Below are 18,273 nucleotides of genomic sequence, written 5' to 3'. Positions count from 1 at the left end.
CGCAGCCAAAAACCGCATGGATCATCGAGAATTGTCCTGTCGCGGCTTAACCTGCTCGACCACGTCAGCCGAGCCGGAAGACTTCTCGTGCTCGATCGCCTGAGCCGGAAGACCTTCGGGCCGCTCGCCGGTGAACGAGGTCGGCAGCCGCTTGATGCGCTTGCTCATGTTGCGGATGAGCAGCACCGTCGCGATGCCCAGCACGACGATCAGAAGCAGGCCCATCGGCCCGGCCAGACCGCCCGAACGGGTGTCCCCGAAATTGTTGTCGGCCAAGAATTGGACCACCATCAGACCAGCCCCTCCTTCCGGATGCCGGCGAACAGGTCGCTCTCCGGCGTCGGACTGTCCACCAACGACTTAGCGAGCTGGTAGTCCTCGGTCGGCCAGCCCTGCTGACGAATCGACAGCGGCGCGCGGAACCAGCCGCCGTCGGGATCGATCTGGGTGGCGTGCGCCCGCAGCGCGTCGTCCCGGATCGGGAAGTAATCGCCGCACTCCACCCGCGTCGTGACCCGGTCGCCCTTGTCCCGGTCGGCCGGCCAGTCGGCCAGCAGCTCGGCGTACGGGCTGTCGATGCCGGCCGCCAGGCAGGCCTCGTGCAACGCGGTGAACTGCGAACGGGTGAAGCTGACGTGGTAATAGAGCTTCAGCGGCTGCCAGGCCTCCCCGAGCTCGGGGTGGACCTGGGCGTCACCGGCCGCGTCGAAAGCGGCGACGCTCACCCGGTGGCACTGGATGTGATCCGGGTGCGGGTAGCCACCCTCCTCGTCGTACGTGATCACGACATGCGGGCGGAACTCTCGCATCAGCTTGATCAACGGCTGGGCGGCGGTCGCCACATCCTCGCGGCCGAAGCACCCGTCGGGCAGCTTGTCGGCGTGCTCGGGCCGGTAGTCCTCCAGCCAGCCGGAGTCGACGAAGCCCAGCCACTCCTGGCGTACGCCGAGGATCTCGCGGGCCCGGTCCATCTCGGCCCGCCGGATCTGCGTCATGTTGGCCAGGATCTCCGGATCGCCGGCCAGTTTCGGATTGAGGATGTCGCCGCGCTCGCCACCGGTGCACGTCACCACCAGCACGTCGACGCCCTCGCGGACGTAACGGGCCATAGTGGCCGCGCCCTTGCTCGACTCGTCGTCGGGATGGGCGTGCACGGCCATCAGGCGAAGCTGCTCACTCACCGGATCTCCCCCTGGGTATCTACTGCACCTCGGTCCAGACTTTCGGTCCAGTGCGATGATGGTTCGCAGCCATTCTGACTCCGACCACCGACAACGTGGTCACCGGCCTCGCCGCGGGTGACCTGATCGCGCTGAGGACCCTGCACTGTGACAGCTGAGACGACCCACCCGGTATTCCCGCCCGGCCGCTACGGGCGGCAGCGAGCGCCGCGCCGCGTACCCCGGCCGGTGAAGGCGACCGTGGCCGTCGTGCTGCTGGTGATCATGACATTTGTCGGGTTCCGCCTCTATCGGGCATATGGCGAACAGGACTACAGCGCCAGCGTCTCGCGGTTCACCACCGCCGACGGCGCTGTCGACGTCGAGTTCGTGGTCCGGCTGCCCGAAGGCGGCCAGGCCACCTGCGTCGTCCGGGCGCGGAACGAGGCGGGAACCGAGATCGGCCGGGCGACGGTCGCCGTCACCGCCGGGACCGAACCCGGGCGGACGGTCGTCCGGTACCACCTGACCACCACCGGCCGGCCCGTGACCGGAGAAGTCGAGCGCTGTTACGCCCGCGACGCGGAAACCAGCCGTTAACCACAGTGGGCGTACGCTGTTAAGTTTGAACTTCTGTCCGATCTAGTCAAGGAGTCCGCCGTGCCATCGACCGAGACCAACACCTGGCTCTCCCAGGATGCGTTCGACCGGCTGCAGGGTGAGCTCGACGAGCTGATCGCGGCTCGGCCCGCGGTCGCGGCGGAGATCAACGCCCGCCGCGAGGAGGGCGACCTCCGGGAGAACGGCGGCTACCACGCCGCCCGCGAGGAGCAGGGCAAGCAGGAGGCCCGGATTCGCCAGCTGCAGGAGCTCCTGCGGACGGCGCGGGTCGGCGACGCGCCCTCGGCCGACGCGGTCTCCCCCGGCATGGTCGTGACGATCCAGTTCGACGACGACCCTGACGACACCGAGACCTTCCTGCTCGGCTCGCGGGAGATCGCCGCGACCACGGATCTGACCGTCTACAGCCCCGAGTCGGCGCTGGGCGCGGCCATCATGGGCGCCAAGAACGGCCAGACCGTGAGCTACACCGCGCCGAGCGGGGCCACGATCACTGTGACGATCGTCAAATTCGAGCCCTTCGCGGGCTGAGCGTCGTCAAGGGATGATCTCAATCATCCCTTCGGGCCATTGAAGATCAAGGGATCCGCCTGGCAGGCTGGCTTGCCGCTCGCGTTCCATGCGAGCCTTCCACGGGAGGATCCCTCTACATGTCCGAAGACAACGCTGTCAACCGTCGCAAGCTGCTTCGCCGAGCCGGAACCGTCGCGGCCGGCGTGGGTGCGGCGGGTGTCGCGTCCGCCATCGTGTCCAGCCCGGCGTCCGCCTCCGACGGCGTAGCGCTCATCCAGGGCGACAACGCCGCCGGCACCGTGGCCACGAACATCTCGAGCTCGGCTGGGACGTCGACACTCAACCTCACCAACAGCGGTGCCGGCGCGCCTCTGACGCTGACCGCCAAGTCCGTTGAATGGGACGAACTCGGCCAGACCGGCATGCCCGACGGTTCGCTGGCGTACGGCGACGACGGCTACCACTACAGCACCTGGGGTACGACCACCAAGCACGGCCTGGTGGGTAAGACCTACGACACCAGCTGGTCGTCCATGCCCGTGCCGCTCGACGTGCCCCAGCGTGTGCTGGACACCCGCTACGCGAACACCCGCGGCCTCGTGCTCAACCCGGGCGTGCTGGACGCGGCGGGCCGCCTCGTCAAGGGCCAGTCGTTGTTCGTGGACCTGAGCGATTACGCGTACTTCGCGTGGGGTGTCTTCGGCACCTTGGCCGCGATCTCCCCGACCGCGGCCGGCTTCATGACGGCCTACCCGCTGGGCGAGACCCGGCCGGCGACGGCGAACCTGGGCTTCGCGGCCAACCAGAACGTCTCGAACTCGTTCTTCGGCGCCACCGGGTCGGCCAACGTCGCCGGCGCAATCCGCACGACTGGCCTGGCGATCTTCGCCAATGTCACCACGCACGTGATCCTCGACGTCTTCGGCTTCGCGGTCAGCGATTACTGGGACGTCACCCCCACCGGTTCCGTCCAGGGCGCTCGTTCCGCGCAGGACGCTCGTGCTGCTCGGGCCGACCTGCGGGCGAAGACCCCGCGCAAGTGGTGAAACCCTTCGGCGTCAGCTGAAGGAAGACCAACCGTGAAGGGCGCCGGGAGTTCTCCCGGCGCCCTTCACGTGTACGGATCTTTGCGGTACGGCTAGAGACGCCCGTCCCGGACTGCCTCCACGACCCACGGGATGACCTCGTCCAGCATCTCCTCAAGGCCGGTGGTCGCCTCGAAGCCGAGCACGTCGCGAGCCTTGGCCACATCCGGTACGCGCTTTTGCACGTCGTACTCGTAGGGGTCGTCGCTGATGAGCGCGAGCGGCACATCTGCGCCCTTGATCTTGCGCCAGATGACCTCGGCCAGTTCCCGGACCGACGTGGACTCCGCAGTCGAGAGATTGAAGTCGTCGTTCAGCGCCGCCGGGTGCTCCATCGCCGTCACGATGCCGCGGGCGAGGTCGCCGCCGTACGTGTAGTGCCGGACCTGGCTGCCGTCGCCCAGGATGTGCAGCGGGTCCTGGCCCTTGATGACCTTCTGGACGAGGTCGGGCACGACGTGCGACATCGCCAGCTTCACGTTGCCGGAGAGCACTTCCACGTCGCCGATGGCCCGGCCTTCACCCACGCCGACGCAGTTGAACGGCCGGACGATGGTGTATGGCAGCTGATACTGCTCCCAGGCCGCGCGAGCGTAGTACTCCACAGCGAGCTTCTGGAAGCCGTACGAGGACAGGGGTGGCGGAATCTTCCGCTCGTCGCCCTCCGCCGACGGCCACGTCGTGGTCGACTCGAAGACCATCGAGGACGACATGTACGTGACCTTCTGCAGCCGGCCTTCACGATGAGCACGGATCGCCGCGTCGCACGACGACGCCATGATCCGCTCGTTCGTAGCGAGCAGGTCGTAGGCGTACGCGTGGAAGTAGGAGATGCCCCCGATCATCGCCGCACCTGCGATGAGATGGTCGCAGTCGGCCAGCAGCCGGGTCATCAGCTCGACGTCGCGCGCGTCGCCTTCGACGAACGTGTATCGAGGGTGATCGTCATAACTGCGCGACACCGGGCCGTACTTCGAATAGTTGTCCAGACCGACGACGTCGTGACCGCGGCGGAGCAACTCCTCCACGACGTAGCCACCGATGAATCCGGCCGATCCGGTCACCAAGACCTTCAAACCCTTACTCCTACCTGATCGCGTCGGCGGGCACTGCGACCGACGATGTCGTGCTCTCGACCTGAGCTGTCGATTCGGTGAGATATCCGCGCTTGCGGCGCCAGTCGGTCAGCCGCTGCGGAGTCATCCGGCCGCCGAAGGCGAACCAGAACCATCGCAGGTAGGCCGGCAGCCATTTCGACAACTGGAAGTTGGTGACGCCGAAGGCACGATCGAGCCAGATGGTCGGGATCTCGGCGACCGGCTGGTGAAGCCGGTTCGCCTTGGCCGTCAGCTCCAGCCCGATCTCGAAGCCCGCCCGGCTGTCGATGCCTACGGCTCGGACGAACTCCGTCGAGTACGCCTTGAAGCTGTTCGTCGCATCCCGCGTGCCGACTCGGGCGAAGGTACGCAGCAGACGCCCGGCCAGCCGGGACAACGTCCGCTTGAGGAAGGGACCGCCTACCTGCTGGCCGCCCGGCATGTAACGGGACGCGGCGGCGACCACGACACCCCGGTCGACCAATCGGGCGAGGTCGTCGATCTGACGGGGGTCGTCGGAGCCGTCGGCCATCGTCACCACGACGACCGGCGCGGCGGCGGCGAGGATCCCGAACCGGATGGCGGCGGCGGGACCGCGACCGAAGGTGTTCAGCACCGGGCGTACGCGGGAATCCCGGGCGGCGGCCTTCTCCGCGTACGGAACCGTCGTGTCGTCCGGCGTGTCGTGAACGACGAGCACCTCGCAGTCCAGGGTGACCTCGCGGAGGATGCGCTCAAGACATTTGACGATGTTGTCACCCTCGTTGTAGACGGGGATGACGATCGAGACAGCGAGATCCATCAGATCAAGACCCCGTCGCCGACGATGTTCCACATGTCCGCGATCGGCTTGTCGCTCTTCAGCTCCCGGTATTCGGGGTGCGGCGCGGCGATGATCAGCAGGTCGGCTCGGCGCATCACCTCATCCTGGGAGACGAAGCGGTCGTCGGCAACATACGGATCGCTGCAGAGCGTCTCCGCCGCCTTGGTCATGAGGATCTTGCGCAGCTTGTAAGCCAGGCTCTCGCGCGGGTCGTCGCTGCCGCCCTTGAACGCCATCCCCAGGATGCCGACCGTCATCGCCGAGAGGTCGTACTTCTCCTCGATCTTCGACACGAGGTACAGCGGCAGGCCCTCGTTGATGAGCATCGCGGAGTGGCCGAGGATGAAGTTGTTCCGGTTGAACGCGGCAAGCTGCATGGTGTCCTTGAACAGGCACGGGCCGGCGGCGAAGCCGGGGCCGGGCATGTCCGCGGCACGGGGGTAGTCGAAGCGGATCGCGTGCCGGATCCGCTCGAAGTCCAGACCCATGTCGTTGGCCATCATCCAGAACTGGTTGGCCGCCGCGAACTTGATGTACCGCCAGGTGTTGGTGAACAGCTTCGCGAGCTCGGCTTCTTCCGGCTCGAGCAGCACGATCTGGTCGGTCAGATTGCGGAACAGCTTCTCGGCCCGGGCGAGCGAGGCGTCGGACCGCGCCGCGACGATCTGCGGCAGTTCGAACAGCTCAGTCATCGCCTTGCCCTCGGCGATGCGCTCCGGGCAGAACGCCACGTCGACCTTGAGGCCGCTCTTGACCAGCAGTTTCTCGGTCAGCGCAGTCACGCCGGGGTGCACGGTCGACCGCAGGACGAGCAACTGGCCGTCCCGGAGGAACTCCACACAACGCTCGATGGCTCGGGGCACCGCCGCGAGATCCGGGTTCAGGTGCTCGTCCACCGGCGTACCGACGATGACGACAACATTCTGGGCCGAACCGACGCTCGCGGGGTTCGTGGTCGCGGTCAGCAGACCGGTCGCCACCGCCTCGGCGAGCGGGTCTCCCGCGCCCTCCTCGGTGAACGGCAGTCGCCCCGAGTTGACGACATCGACCGCTGCCTGGTTGATGTCGTAGAGCGTGACCTTGAGCCCACGTGCCGCGAATGCCACGCCGAGCGGCAGTCCGACTCGGCCGCATCCGCCCACGATCACGACGTCACGGGGGAAGTGGTCGCCGTTCGCGTCCGTCACGATCCGGTCCTTTCTTCGAAGCATGAGAGGGGGTGAAGCCTGAGAGAGGCAGATGCGACGTCGCCGGACGCTACCATGCACGGCCGGTTTCGCCACGCCCGCGTCAACGCAGTACTCGGCAGGGGAACACTACCCGCCAGCTCAACGCGGGGTTGGTTCTGACTGTGACCCGCTTCGGTTCGCCGACCGCGCATTTGTCGCGAGCCTGTGCGACGACGCTCTGCCACGAGTAGGCATGTGATCGGTGGTTGTCCGCCTGCCAGTTGGCCAGGCAGACCACGCCGAGCAGGAATGCCAGGCCGACGGCGGGGGCCAAGGCCGCCACGGTCGGACGCCGCGGTTCCAGCAACAACGCGAGCGCCGCGATGACCAGCAGACCTGGCGTGTAGAGGTACCGGTCGGCCACGGCTCCGAGGGTACCGATCTGGAACGCGGTGAGACCGATACTGACGACTAGCGCGACGGCTGAGAGGAGCAGCCGAGGACTGGTGACCTTGGTCAGAGCAAGGGCAATGCCCGCCGCGACCACGACCCAGGCCGCCACGACGATCACGACCTCGCCGGAGTGGTTCCACGCCTCACCGAGCACCGCGTTGGGGACGAGCCACTGGGCGTACTCCCCGAGGATCCAGAACGGATCCATCCGGGTGTGGCCGATTGCGGACCGGCTTGTCAGGCCGAGGCCCAGCGCACCGAATTGCAGGGCGGCCCCGGCGACGAGGCCGGCGAGGTTCGACCAGCCCAGCAGGTCACGGCGGACGAGGAGGCGCGCTGCGGCGAGGGGGATCACGACGATCGACAGGGGCGTGCTGAACGCGGTGAGAGCGATTACCGCGGACGCCACGATGCGGCCGGTTCGACTGGCCGGCGTCCACAGAACAAGCCAGAAGACGGCGTACACCAGGAGGAACTGGAGCGTCGCGAGATTGTTGATCACCGATCCGCCGTTGGGGCCGGAAGCTCCCTGCCCGACCGGCGCCACGATCAGCGGTGCGGCGACGAGGCCCCGCACGATCCACGATCGCACGTGTGCACCAGCAGCGGTGTAGACCAAGACGGCGAGGAACGCGCCCACTGACGCGGCGGTCGCCGACATGACGCCGGCGGCCCACTCGATCGGGAAGAGCGTCGTCAGTTCGGTGAGCAGGCGCGGCAGGACGAGGAAGTAGCCGTTGATGGGCTTGAAGACGGTCCGCAGCACGCTCTCGTTCAGCGCATCGGTGAGGAAGTTGGTGCCGTCTTCGGCCCAGATGGTGTTCCACGCGCCGGCGCCGCCGTTGCGCGTCATGCTCAGCCCGGCACCGGCCACGATCGTGACGACGGCCAGGGCGATCGCTCGCCAGCTGCGGCGATACTCGGTCGCCGGAGGAAACAGCGGCGTGAGCGCCCCGCGCAGGCCGCCGGGCAGACTTCTGCGTACCCGCGCCGTGCTACTCGGCGTCAACGTCGCTGAACTCATCGACCGTCCCCGTCTCATCCCGGTGGCGAATCCTCTCGGCGGGTCGCCGCCGGAAAGACGCCCGGCGATAATAGCCCGGCCGTTTTACCTCGACCATGGCCGTACAGCCGAACTCACCGGTGCACGACGTCAGGCTGATACGGCGTACCCGTTGGACTTGAGCGCGGACAGTAGGCGATCCGAATGCTCGGACCCCCTCGTCTCCACTGAGAGCGCGACCGCGACCTCACCGAGACGGAGCTGCGGGTCATGGCGCTGATGCGCCACGTCGACGATGTTGGCTCGATGCTCCGCGATGAGCGCGAGGAGCGAGGCCAGCTGGCCCGGACGGTCCGCGCACCGGACGGTGAACCGCAGGAAGCGGCCCGCCAGCGATAGTCCATGCTCGATGACTCGAAGCATGAGCAGCGGGTCGATGTTGCCGCCCGAGAGGATCGCGACTGCGGGTGTCTCGACCTTGGCGGCCCCGCTGAGCAGCGCTGCGACCCCGACGCCCCCGGCCGGCTCGACGACGAGCTTGCCTCGTTCGAGCAACATGAGCAGCGCCCGCGAGATCTCCTCGTCGGTGACCGTGACGACCTCGTCCACGAGCTTGCTGACGTGCTGATACGTGAGATCACCGGGCCGGAGGACGGCGATGCCGTCGGCGATGGTGTTGAGCTGATCGAGCTTGACCGGGTGGCCGGCGCGCAGTGACGGCGGGAACGACGCCGCTCCAGCCGCCTGCACGCCGATGATCTGAACATCGGGCCGCAATGCTTTGACGGCGACCGCCACCCCGGAGATCAAGCCGCCGCCGCCGATCCCGGTGATGATCGTCTTGACGTCCGGAACCTGCTCCAGGATCTCCAGCCCGACGGTGCCCTGCCCGGCGATCACGTCCGGATGGTCGAAGGGGTGGATGAAGATGGCGCCGGTCGCGTCGGCGAACTCCTTCGCCGCGACCAGCGACTCGTCCACGTTCGCCCCGATGAGCTGCACAGACGCGCCGTAGCCCTTGGTTGCCGCCACCTTCGGCAAGGGCGCACCCACCGGCATGAAGACCGTCGCCGTCACGTCCAGGGCCGTCGCAGCGACCGCCACACCCTGCGCATGGTTACCGGCGCTCGCAGCCACCACGCCTCGCGCACGCTCCGCGTCGGTCAGCCGGGCGATCCGCGTGTACGCACCCCGCACCTTGTAAGCGCCCGCCCGCTGCAGGTTCTCGCATTTGAGCCAGACCTGACCGCCGAGCTTGGCCGACAACGGCCGGCAGGGCTCGATCGGAGTGGTACGCACGATGTCCTGAAGCAGCTCCCGGGCAGCCCGGATGTCGTCGACGCTGACGAGGTGTGTCACGCCCTGATCGTTGCACCACCGCCCTGGCTTCCGGCGACCGGCTCAATCCTTGCGTGTTTCACACCTTTTGGTGCCTATGATCGTTTTTGTGATGACGTTCCTGAAGGCATTGCACGTGCTCACCGCGGTGATGCTGGTCGGCCCGCTCATGTCCGCCCCGTTCATCGGACGGCGGGCCATTCAGCGACGCAGCGCGGACGGCGTTCGCATGGCGGCGAATCAGACTCGCCTCTTCGGAGCGGGAACACTGCTCACCGCCCTTCTCGGGGTCGCCACGCTCCTCGCCAGCGACGGCAAATACGAGTTCCGAACGCCATGGGTGATCATCTCGATGACGCTCTACGTCGTCGCGCTCGCCCTCGTCTTCTTCTACGCCGTGCCGGCGCTGCTCAAGGCGGCCCGGATGGTCTCCGAGGGCGTCATCGACGCTCAGCCCGAGGCCTCGGCCTTGACCGCGACCGCCGACGATCTGCGGCTCAAGGAGCACCTCGACGCCATCACCGGGCGGGTCGCCGGCGCCGGGCTCCTCGTTCTCCTCGTGTTCGCAGTGATCACGCTCCTGATGGTGATCCGCCCGTTCTGACCGCCGGGGGATAAGATGCCCAGCGCGCAATGCCGGAACCGACCGGCCTGTTGTCCGTGGCGAGGCTGACGAAGGGCACCCCATGAGTAACGAGTCGGAGGACCTGAAGGTCCTCTACACGAATCGCTTCGGCCAGGAAGAAGCGCAGCGTACGGATCTCTGGCAGGTTCTCTGCTCGGACTTCTTCCAGAAATGGGTGCCCCGGGATGCGGTCGTCCTCGACGTGGCGGCCGGCCATTGCGAGTTCATCAACAACATCCGGGCCGGTCGCAAGATCGCCGTGGACCTGAACCCCGATGTCAAAGTCCGGGCCGCCGCCGACGTGGAGACCCACAACGTACGCTCGGACGCGATGACCGAGATCGCGGACGCTTCCGTGGACCGGGTCTTCATCAGCAACTTCTTCGAGCATGTTCCCCGCGAGGTCATCGTGTCGACGCTCGTCGAGGTACGCCGTGTGCTCAAGCCGGGCGGCAAGCTGATGATCCTCCAGCCCAACGTCCGGTATTGCGCGAAGGACTACTGGATGTTCTTCGACCACATCACGCCGGTGGACGATCGTGCGCTCGTGGAGGCCCTACACGCGACCGGCTACGACGTGGACACCTGTATCCCCCGGTTCCTCCCCTACACGACCAAGAGCCGGCTGCCCAGTGGCCCCGGGCTCGTCCGCCTTTACCTCAAGATTCCGCTGGCATGGCGGTTCCTGGGTGCGCAGGCCTTCGTCGTGGCGACCCCGAGCAAGGCCTGAGCGCTAACGCGCACGCGCGGGGGCGGCCGCGACGGGGAACCCCGGTGCGTGCCGCCGCCAGGCATGCAGCAGTTCGAACTGCCCGGCGATGGCCAGCAGCGTGAGTTCGCTGCCGGGCGGGCCGACGAGCTGCACCGCGGCGGGCAGGCCGTCGGGGCGTACGCCGACCGGCACGGTCAACGCGGGCAGCCCGGCGACGTTCCACGGTGCGGCGTACGGGGCGAACCGGAGGCAGGCCGTCACGTTGGACAGCCAACTCCGGGACGACCAGGAGCGGGCGGGCAACGGCGTACGCGCCAACGCCGGGGTGAGCAGGACGTCGAAGTTCCGGTCGCCGAAGAAGGCGATCGACCGCTCCCGGAAGCCCTCGCGGTCTTCTTCGCGGATCAGCCCGCGGTTCCACGCCCAGCGACCCATCCGCAGATGGCGGCGCGACCGTCGTTGCAGTCCAGCGTCGAGCAGACCGGCGTCCTCGGCGTCGCGATAGGCCGCGGCGAACCAGGTCGCCATCCCCCGCAGGCCCAACCCGACCGGGTACGCCGGATCGGCGGAAACGGTGTCGTGGCCCGCCTCGACGAGCAGTTTGGTCGCGGCGGACACGGCTTCGCGGTTGGCCGCGTCAGCGGCCGTGCCCGCGACCGGCGAGCGGAGCGAGACGGCGACCCGCAGCCGCGGCGGGTGCTCCAATTTGCCCGGCGTACGTCCAGCTAGGACGGAGAATCCGACCGCCGCGTCGGCGACCGTGGTGGCCAGGATGCCGTGCTCGACGAGGCCGAACCAATCCTCCCGGCCCAACTGCGCCGGGACGACGCCCCGGCCCGGCTTCAACCCGACCAGTCCGCAGCACGCCGCCGGGATGCGGATCGAGCCGAGTCCGTCGTTGCCGTGCGCGATCGGGACGAGCCCGGCTGCCACCGCCGCCGCCGATCCGCCCGACGAGCCGCCCGGCGTACGCTCCAGATTCCAGGGATTCCGGGTGATCGCGGTGTCGTCGTCGGTGGTCGCCCAGAGGCCCAGTTCCGGCATCCGGGTCACCCCGACGATCACCGCGCCGGCTCCGCGCAGACGGCGTACCACCTCGTGATCGGCATCGGCCACATCGGACCTGGCGGCAGCCGAGCCGCGCCAGATCGGCAGGCCCGCGATGGAGGTGTTCTCCTTCAACGCGACCGGGACCCCCGCGAGCGGCAGGTGGCCGAGGTCGGGCTGGTCGTCGACCTCGGCCGCCTCGAACGCCGCCTCGGCTTCGCGCAGCGCGCGGAAGGCGTGGACCTGGTCGTCGTTCGCCCGGATGTAATCGAGGTGGTCGGCGACGACCTGGGTCGCCGACGCGTCACCGCGGCGCACGGCCCGGGCGATCTGCTTCGCGGTCGCGCCGACCCATGTCTCGGGCATGTACCCACTCCTCCCCAGCAGTGCGTGCGCACACTCTACCGGGGAGGAGTGAGTTGCTAGGCACTCAGCGCATTGCCCAAATCCGTGAGCAGGTCGTCGATGGTCTCGATGCCGACCGACAGGCGCACGAGATCCGCCGGGACCTCGAGGGCCGAACCGGCGACGCTGGCGTGCGTCATGCGACCGGGGTGCTCGATCAGCGACTCGATGCCGCCGAGCGACTCGGCGAGCGTGAAGACCTTGGTGCTGTTGCAGATCCGCTCGGCCTTGGCCGGATCGCCGACCCGGAAGCTCACCATGCCGCCGAACCGGCGCATCTGCTTCGCCGCGACGTCGTGGTTGGCGTGTTCCGCCAGGCCCGGGTAGAGCACCTGCGTCACCGCAGAGTGTCCACTGAGGAACTCCGTCACGCGCTCGGCGTTGTCGCAGTGGCGCTCCATGCGTACCGCGAGGGTCTTGAGGCCGCGCAGGGTCAGCCACGCATCGAACGGGCCGTTCACCGCACCCATCGCGTTCTGGTGGAACTTCGCCTTCTCATGGAGCTCGGCCTCGTTGATCACGAGGGCACCACCGACCACATCGGAGTGTCCGCCGACGTACTTGGTCGTCGAGTGCACGACGACGTCCGCGCCCAGCGCCAGCGGCTGCTGCAGGTACGGGCTGGCGAAGGTGTTGTCCACCACGAGGATCGCACCGACCTCGCGCGCGATCTGCGCGATGGCGGCGATGTCCGCGACGCCCAGCAGCGGGTTCGTCGGGGTCTCGACCCAGATCATCTTCGTCTGCGCAGTCACCGCCGCCCGCACGGCGTCCGCGTCGGTCAGCTTCGCGGGCGTGAACTGTACGCCCCACGGCTGCGCAACTCGCGCGAACAACCGATAGGTGCCGCCGTACGCGTCGTCGGGGATCACCACGTGGTCCCCCGGTCGCAGGGCGGACCGGAGCAGCGTGTCCTCCGCCGCCAGACCGCTGGCGAAGGTGAGCCCGAAGCGCCCGCCTTCCAGCGCCGCCAGGCACTCCTGCAGGGCGTCCCGCGTCGGGTTGCCGCTCCGGGAGTACTCGTACCCCAACCGCGGCGCGCCGACCGCGTCCTGGGCGTACGTGGAGGTCTGGAAGATCGGCGGGATCACCGCACCGGTGCGTTCGTCCGGCTCTTGACCGGCGTGAATGGCGAGCGTCTCGAATCCGTAAGACATGCTGGGATTTTCTCTCACTGGACCGGCGTTCATGTCACCGGAGGTGTAATTCATGTTCCTACGCCGCAAGATGCTCGACCTTCCCACGCCCGAGCAGGCTCTGCCGGGTCGCGCCGAGGCGATGCGGGTACCTTCGTCCCATTTCGTCCTTGGTACGCCGTTGACCGGCCCGTTCCCGGCCGGCCTGGAGACGGCGGTCTTCGGAATGGGCTGCTTCTGGGGTGCCGAGCGGCTGTTCTGGAAGCTCGACGGGGTCTACTCCACCTCGGTGGGGTACGCCGGTGGGCTTACCGAGAATCCCAGCTATGACGAGGTCTGCTCCGGGTTCACCGGGCATACCGAGGTCCTCATGGTGGTGTTCGACCCCGCCAAGATCAGCTATGCGCAGCTGCTCAAGGCGTTCTGGGAGAACCACGACCCGACCCAGGGCATGCGCCAGGGCAACGACGTCGGTACGCAGTACCGCTCGGCGATCTACGCCACCACCCCGGCGCAGCTCGAAGAGGCGCTGGCCTCGCGAGACGGCTTCGCACCCGTCGTGAAGGCGGCCGGTCTCGACGACATCACCACCGAGATCGGCCGGCTCGGCCAGTACTTCTACGCCGAGGACTACCACCAGCAGTACCTGGCCAAGAACCCGGACGGGTATTGCGGCATCGGCCCCAACGGGCTGACCTGCCAGACCGGGGTCGCCACGCTCGGCTGAGTCGCTCACACTGAGCGGATGGCATTCACGCTCGGTGATCTCGAGGAGCTGACCGGTTTCGTGATCGCGGCCTGGCGTACCGGGCTCGACCGGGACTGGTCGGCTCCGGCCGGCACCTTGACCTGGAGCTGTCTCCGGACCGCCGACCACACCGTGGACACCGTACTGGCACCGGCGATCTTCCTCGCCTCCCGGAAGCTGGATGGCTATCCGGCGTACGGGATCAGCACTCCGGGACCGGACGCGTCGCCTTCGGTCCTCATCGAGGCGCTGGCGACCGCTACTCGCATTCTGACCGCCGTCGTACGCGCGGCGGAATCTGACGTGCGAGCGGTGATCTGGCGGAGGCCGCAGGTGGAGATCCGCGGGCCGATGGACTTCCCGCCCCGCGCCGGTCTCGAACTCATCCTGCACGCGTATGACATATGCCGGGGGTTGGGCGTGCCGTTCGAGCCGCCGGCCGAATTGTGCGAACGCCTCCGGGCGCACACCCGGGATTGGCCGATGTGGGCGAGCCCCGGCTGGTCGGCGCTTTCGTCGGAGCCGAACGCCTGGCGCGATCTACTGCTCGCGTCGGGGCGTCCGTACCAACAGGAAAGCCCCGCCCAGTGAGGCGGGGCTTTTCCATGGTCGATCAGGCGTGGGTGTCGGCCGGGTCGTGCACGGTCGGCCGGCCGCCCTCGCGGTGGGCCCGGCGGGCGTCCTCGACGAATTCCCGCGAGAACATGGCGGTCAGGATCGCGATGCCGCCGCGGACGATGCGAACCTCGCCGTTCTCGATCTCGCCGACGATCCGGATGCGGCGGGTGCCGGTGGCCTTGGTGTGCTCCCAGTCCTTGACCGAGCCACGACCCCGGAAGGTCAGATCCCACTGGTCGATGACGGAGTCTTCGGGAACCAGCAGCTTGATCGTCGACCGCGAGGCGTGAACCCGGATCTCCACGTCGCCGGCGATGCGGGGCGAACGCAGATCCAGCAGCGCGTAGCCGTTGCGGCCGCGTACCTCGAACTGGTGGGCGTCGGTCCAGTCGCCCAGCTTCTTCACGGTGTCCGAGTACGCCTCGACGCGGACGGTCTCGGTGTTCGTAACGGTGTTCATGGCCAACTCCCTTGACGATCTGATATCTTGACTCTCAAGACACATATAGCTTGAAGGACGAGATACTCGAATGTCAAGTGATTCTCGGGAAAATCTTGAACAGCGGCTCGGCGAGCAGGTCAGAGCGTTTCAGCGGGCGGTCGATCAAGGCGACGACGAGATCGCCCGGCTGCTCGGGCTGAACCGGACGGACCTGCGCTGCCTGGATCTCCTCCTGCAAGAGGGGCCGACCGCGCCCGGACGGCTCGCCACCGAACTCGGGCTCACCACCGGCAGCGTCACGGCGATGCTCGACCGAATGGAGAAGAGCGACTACATCACGCGTACGCCCGACCCGAGCGACCGGCGGAAGGTGGTGGTCCAGGCCCGGCCGGAGATCGCCGACCAGGCCTGGCAGGTCATGCTGCCCCTGATCGAGGACTCCACCCGCAGCATCGCGGGTTACTCCGACGCCGACCTGACGCTGCTGCTGGACTTCTTCGAGCGCGCCATCGGCATCCAGGAGCGGCAGATCGACCGGCTCCGGGCGATGAAACCGGCTCGTCCGGTCAAGAAGAGCTGACATGCGTTGGGCGGGAGTATCGCGACCGGACTGCGGGGGAACCGGTTGATCGCGTACTCCCGCCCAACTTTCCCGCCGTCTCGCGGTCTGCGACGCCTGGCCGGAGGCGTCGACATCGGCGGAGGCAGCCGATCACCGCGACGGGCGGGTGTTCGCGGGACGCGCGCGCTGGCGGGCACGGCGCGTCGCCGCTATGCCGGACGTCTTTCCCGCCTTGCCGGGGGACGGGTCCGGCGGGAAGGGCGTCCGTTGTTCGGCTAGTCGAAGAGGGCCCGGTTGGTGCCGGCCCGCCCGACCTCGTCCGCGCCCGGCGCGTCGAGCCCGAGCAGGCTGCCGGAATTCCGACCGCCCGACTGCGACCGCACGCTCGGCAGCGAACGGAGGCTGTTCAGGTCGTGCCGCGCGGTCCAGGCGTGCTGCCAGGTCCGCGTCGACGCGGCCGCGGCGCGCTCGGCGAGCCGTCGCGGCGGGCACGGCCACTGCAGGCCGCACCAGGCACAGGTGTCGTCGTCGGTGCCGATCCCGTCCCGTGGTGCGTGGCGGGCGAGCATGAGCTGCGCGTCCTGCCAGAGCAGTGGGTCGAGGATCTCGGACTCGCCGGAGGCGGCCCGGTTTGCAGGTTCGGCGACGCTGATCACGACTTCCCCCCCAAGGAGGAGCGGTGTGCTCCTGACATGGAAGTCAACGCCCCGGTCAAGCGTCACACTCGGACAAACTGTGCGACCCGCGCGCAGAGTGCGCGCGGGTCGCTCCAAACGGTGACGCGGTTGCCGGGGAGCCTCTCGGGCGAGCCGCCAGGAGTGCAGTCAGTTAGACGAGCTAGTCACGCCAGGTGGTTCAGCAGGTCCTGCCGAGTGAGTACGCCGGCCGGCTTGCCGTCGATGAGGACCATCGCGGCATCCGCCTTCGCCAGCAACGCGACCGCCTCGGCGACCGGCTGGCCGCCCCCGACCATGGGCAGCGACGGGGCCAGGTGCTTCTCAAGCATGTCGTGCAGATGGGCCTGCCCGGCGAAAAGGGCGTCGAGCAGGTCGCGCTCGGCGATCGAGCCCGCCACCTCACCGGTCACCACCGGCGGTTCCGCCTTGAGCACCGGCAACTGCGACACCCCGTATTCACGCATGATGTCGATCGCGTCGCGTACCGTCTCGGTCGGATGCACATGGACCAGCGACGGCATCACGCCGGCCTTGGCCGCGAGCACGTCGGCGACGGTCGGGCCCTCCGCCGCGAGGAAGCCGTAGCGCGACATCCAGTCGTCGTTGAAGATCTTGGAGAGGTAGCCGCGACCGCCGTCCGGCAGCAGGACCACGATCACCGCGTCGGCGGGGGCCGAGCGGGCGACCTGGATCGCCGCGACCGCCGCCATCCCGCAGGATCCGCCGACCAGCAGGCCCTCCTCGCGGGCCAGGCGGCGGGTCATCTCGAACGACTCGCGGTCGGTGACCTCGATGATCTCGTCGCAGACGCCCTTGTCGTAGGTCGTCGGCCAGAAGTCCTCGCCCACGCCCTCGACCAGGTACGGCCGGCCGGTGCCACCGGAGTAGACCGAGCCCTCGGGGTCGGCGCCGATGATCTTCACCTGGCCGCCCGACGCCTCCTTGAGGTAGCGGCCGACGCCGGAGATGGTGCCGCCGGTGCCGACGCCCGCCACGAAGTGCGTGATGCGGCCCTCGGTCTGGGCCCAGATCTCGGGACCGGTCGTCTCGTAGTGCGACCGCGGGTTGTTCGGGTTCGAGTACTGGTCGGGCTTCCACGCGCCGGGGATCTCGCGGACGAGCCGGTCGGAGACCGAGTAGTAGGACCTCGGATCTTCCGGGGCGACCGCGGTCGGGCAGACCACGACCTCGGCCCCGTACGCCCGGAGCACGTTCTGCTTGTCCTCGCTGACCTTGTCAGGGCAGACGAACACGCAGCGGTAGCCGCGGCGCTGCGCCACCAAAGCCAGCCCGACACCGGTGTTGCCGCTGGTCGGCTCGACGATCGTGCCGCCCGGCTTCAGCAGGCCCTCCTGCTCGGCCGCGTCGATCATCCGCTCGGCGATGCGGTCCTTCACCGACCCACCCGGGTTGAGGTACTCGACCTTCGCCAGCACGATCGGGCCGCCGTCCGGAATTCCCTCGGTCACGCTGTGCAGCCGGACCAGCGGGGTGTCGCCGATCAGGTCAACAACGTTGTCGACATATCGCATGGCCAGAGCCTATTACCTGTGGTTGATCATGTGGACCGGCCGGGGATCAGTCGACGACCTGGCCGTCGATGAACTCGCCCGGCCGGGCGGTGCCGGGACGTTCCCGGCGGCGGCCCTTCGGGAACAGGCGCTCCCATTGCAGGAAGCGGTCGGTCTCGGAGAGGAACGCGCCCGCGATCCACGCGACGACGATGCCGTCGTCGATCAGGCCGAGCGGGCCGAGCAGGATCTCGGGCATCAGGTCGATGGGCGAGATCACGTACAAGGTCGCCAATGCCATCATCAGGAACCGGCCGGAGCCGTCATACTGACCCCGCAACGAGGCCCAGGCCAGCCGCGGCACGCTGAACACGCGGTCGGCCAGTCCAGGTCCGCCGCGATGCGACGCGGTCACTGCTTTCCACAAGGCTGTGAAGGCTGCGGTACGCCTGATGGTCCGTCCCATTTGATCTCGCTAACCTTGAGTCACACGCCGAAGGGTACGAGCCTCACGTTACTCGGAGTCCG

21 protein-coding genes are annotated in these 18,273 nt (G+C 68.1%); 8 read left to right on the top strand and 13 right to left on the bottom strand.

Annotated elements, in window-relative coordinates:
* Positions 1 to 21: 21 nt before the first annotated feature.
* Positions 22 to 291 carry a hypothetical protein gene (locus tag HOV77_RS24555; RefSeq protein WP_290865515.1) on the bottom strand — a complete coding sequence of 90 codons (270 nt, stop codon included), beginning with the start codon at positions 289 to 291 and terminating at the stop codon, positions 22 to 24.
* Positions 291 to 1,160 (bottom strand): mycothiol conjugate amidase Mca, encoded by an 870-nt coding sequence (gene mca, locus HOV77_RS24550; RefSeq protein ID WP_290865558.1) that lies wholly within the window; start codon positions 1,158 to 1,160, stop codon positions 291 to 293. The genes HOV77_RS24555 and mca overlap by 1 nt, the downstream gene beginning before the upstream one ends.
* Positions 1,161 to 1,328: 168 nt before the next feature.
* Here mca and HOV77_RS24545 point away from each other — a divergent pair, with 168 nt between their 5' ends.
* From HOV77_RS24545 to HOV77_RS24535, 3 genes are all read left to right on the top strand, one after another.
* Positions 1,329 to 1,760 (top strand): DUF4307 domain-containing protein, encoded by a 432-nt coding sequence (locus HOV77_RS24545; protein ID WP_290865513.1) that lies wholly within the window; start codon positions 1,329 to 1,331, stop codon positions 1,758 to 1,760.
* Between the two features lie 60 nt (positions 1,761 to 1,820).
* Positions 1,821 to 2,312, top strand: coding sequence for a transcription elongation factor GreA (greA, locus tag HOV77_RS24540; RefSeq protein WP_290865511.1), 492 nt, complete (start codon positions 1,821 to 1,823; stop codon positions 2,310 to 2,312).
* Between the two features lie 119 nt (positions 2,313 to 2,431).
* The gene (locus tag HOV77_RS24535) at positions 2,432 to 3,340 is read left to right on the top strand and encodes a hypothetical protein (protein WP_290865509.1); all 909 of its coding nucleotides are present in this window, start codon (positions 2,432 to 2,434) and stop codon (positions 3,338 to 3,340) included.
* Positions 3,341 to 3,432: 92 nt separating this feature from the next.
* On the opposite strand, the gene HOV77_RS24530 is transcribed toward HOV77_RS24535, so the two are convergent.
* The 5 genes from HOV77_RS24530 to ilvA form a co-directional block, all read right to left on the bottom strand.
* On the bottom strand, positions 3,433 to 4,455 hold the full coding sequence (locus tag HOV77_RS24530) for an NAD-dependent epimerase/dehydratase family protein (protein WP_290865507.1): 1,023 nt from the start codon (positions 4,453 to 4,455) through the stop codon (positions 3,433 to 3,435).
* A 10-nt stretch (positions 4,456 to 4,465) separates the two neighbouring features.
* Positions 4,466 to 5,278, bottom strand: coding sequence for a glycosyltransferase family 2 protein (locus HOV77_RS24525; RefSeq protein ID WP_290865505.1), 813 nt, complete (start codon positions 5,276 to 5,278; stop codon positions 4,466 to 4,468).
* Positions 5,278 to 6,486 carry a nucleotide sugar dehydrogenase gene (locus tag HOV77_RS24520; RefSeq protein ID WP_290865503.1) on the bottom strand — a complete coding sequence of 403 codons (1,209 nt, stop codon included), beginning with the start codon at positions 6,484 to 6,486 and terminating at the stop codon, positions 5,278 to 5,280. Before HOV77_RS24520 ends, HOV77_RS24525 begins: the two co-directional genes overlap by 1 nt.
* Positions 6,487 to 6,589: 103 nt before the next feature.
* The gene (locus HOV77_RS24515) at positions 6,590 to 7,945 is read right to left on the bottom strand and encodes a hypothetical protein (RefSeq protein WP_290865501.1); all 1,356 of its coding nucleotides are present in this window, start codon (positions 7,943 to 7,945) and stop codon (positions 6,590 to 6,592) included.
* A 129-nt stretch (positions 7,946 to 8,074) separates the two neighbouring features.
* Positions 8,075 to 9,283 (bottom strand): threonine ammonia-lyase, encoded by a 1,209-nt coding sequence (gene ilvA / locus HOV77_RS24510; RefSeq protein WP_290865499.1) that lies wholly within the window; start codon positions 9,281 to 9,283, stop codon positions 8,075 to 8,077.
* Between the two features lie 91 nt (positions 9,284 to 9,374).
* On the opposite strand from ilvA, the gene HOV77_RS24505 reads away from it, so the two are divergent.
* Positions 9,375 to 9,866, top strand: a complete 492-nt coding sequence (locus HOV77_RS24505; protein WP_290865497.1) for a DUF2269 family protein — start codon at positions 9,375 to 9,377, stop codon at positions 9,864 to 9,866.
* A gap of 82 nt (positions 9,867 to 9,948) precedes the next feature.
* Positions 9,949 to 10,617, top strand: coding sequence for a class I SAM-dependent methyltransferase (locus HOV77_RS24500; RefSeq protein WP_290865495.1), 669 nt, complete (start codon positions 9,949 to 9,951; stop codon positions 10,615 to 10,617).
* Between the two features lie 3 nt (positions 10,618 to 10,620).
* On the opposite strand, the gene HOV77_RS24495 is transcribed toward HOV77_RS24500, so the two are convergent.
* Together HOV77_RS24495 and HOV77_RS24490 are read right to left on the bottom strand one after the other, a co-directional pair.
* Entirely contained in the window at positions 10,621 to 12,012 is a 1,392-nt protein-coding gene (locus tag HOV77_RS24495) for an amidase family protein (protein WP_290865493.1), read from the bottom strand.
* A 56-nt stretch (positions 12,013 to 12,068) separates the two neighbouring features.
* On the bottom strand, positions 12,069 to 13,208 hold the full coding sequence (locus HOV77_RS24490) for a cystathionine gamma-synthase (RefSeq protein WP_290865491.1): 1,140 nt from the start codon (positions 13,206 to 13,208) through the stop codon (positions 12,069 to 12,071).
* 52 nt (positions 13,209 to 13,260) lie between these two features.
* On the opposite strand from HOV77_RS24490, the gene msrA reads away from it, so the two are divergent.
* Entirely contained in the window at positions 13,261 to 13,914 is a 654-nt protein-coding gene (gene msrA, locus HOV77_RS24485; protein ID WP_290865489.1) for a peptide-methionine (S)-S-oxide reductase MsrA, read from the top strand.
* A gap of 18 nt (positions 13,915 to 13,932) precedes the next feature.
* The gene (locus HOV77_RS24480) at positions 13,933 to 14,526 is read left to right on the top strand and encodes a hypothetical protein (protein WP_290865487.1); all 594 of its coding nucleotides are present in this window, start codon (positions 13,933 to 13,935) and stop codon (positions 14,524 to 14,526) included.
* Between the two features lie 22 nt (positions 14,527 to 14,548).
* On the opposite strand, the gene HOV77_RS24475 is transcribed toward HOV77_RS24480, so the two are convergent.
* On the bottom strand, positions 14,549 to 15,013 hold the full coding sequence (locus HOV77_RS24475; protein ID WP_290865485.1) for a hypothetical protein: 465 nt from the start codon (positions 15,011 to 15,013) through the stop codon (positions 14,549 to 14,551).
* 70 nt (positions 15,014 to 15,083) lie between these two features.
* Between HOV77_RS24475 and HOV77_RS24470 the strand changes: the two genes are divergently transcribed.
* Positions 15,084 to 15,575 carry a MarR family transcriptional regulator gene (locus HOV77_RS24470; RefSeq protein WP_290865483.1) on the top strand — a complete coding sequence of 164 codons (492 nt, stop codon included), beginning with the start codon at positions 15,084 to 15,086 and terminating at the stop codon, positions 15,573 to 15,575.
* Between the two features lie 257 nt (positions 15,576 to 15,832).
* On the opposite strand, the gene HOV77_RS24465 is transcribed toward HOV77_RS24470, so the two are convergent.
* The 3 genes from HOV77_RS24465 to HOV77_RS24455 form a co-directional block, all read right to left on the bottom strand.
* Positions 15,833 to 16,213 (bottom strand): hypothetical protein, encoded by a 381-nt coding sequence (locus tag HOV77_RS24465; RefSeq protein WP_290865481.1) that lies wholly within the window; start codon positions 16,211 to 16,213, stop codon positions 15,833 to 15,835.
* Between the two features lie 185 nt (positions 16,214 to 16,398).
* Entirely contained in the window at positions 16,399 to 17,766 is a 1,368-nt protein-coding gene (locus tag HOV77_RS24460; protein WP_290865479.1) for a cystathionine beta-synthase, read from the bottom strand.
* A gap of 46 nt (positions 17,767 to 17,812) precedes the next feature.
* Positions 17,813 to 18,211: a YkvA family protein gene (locus HOV77_RS24455; protein WP_290865477.1), complete on the bottom strand. Its 399-nt coding sequence runs from the start codon at positions 18,209 to 18,211 to the stop codon at positions 17,813 to 17,815.
* Positions 18,212 to 18,273 lie beyond the last annotated feature (62 nt).

It is taken from the genome of Hamadaea sp. (genome assembly GCF_013362815.1).
Lineage (GTDB): Bacteria > Actinomycetota > Actinomycetes > Mycobacteriales > Micromonosporaceae > Hamadaea.
Note: the sequence above shows the minus strand (reverse complement) of the source record. Positions and strands in the feature narration are given on the sequence as shown.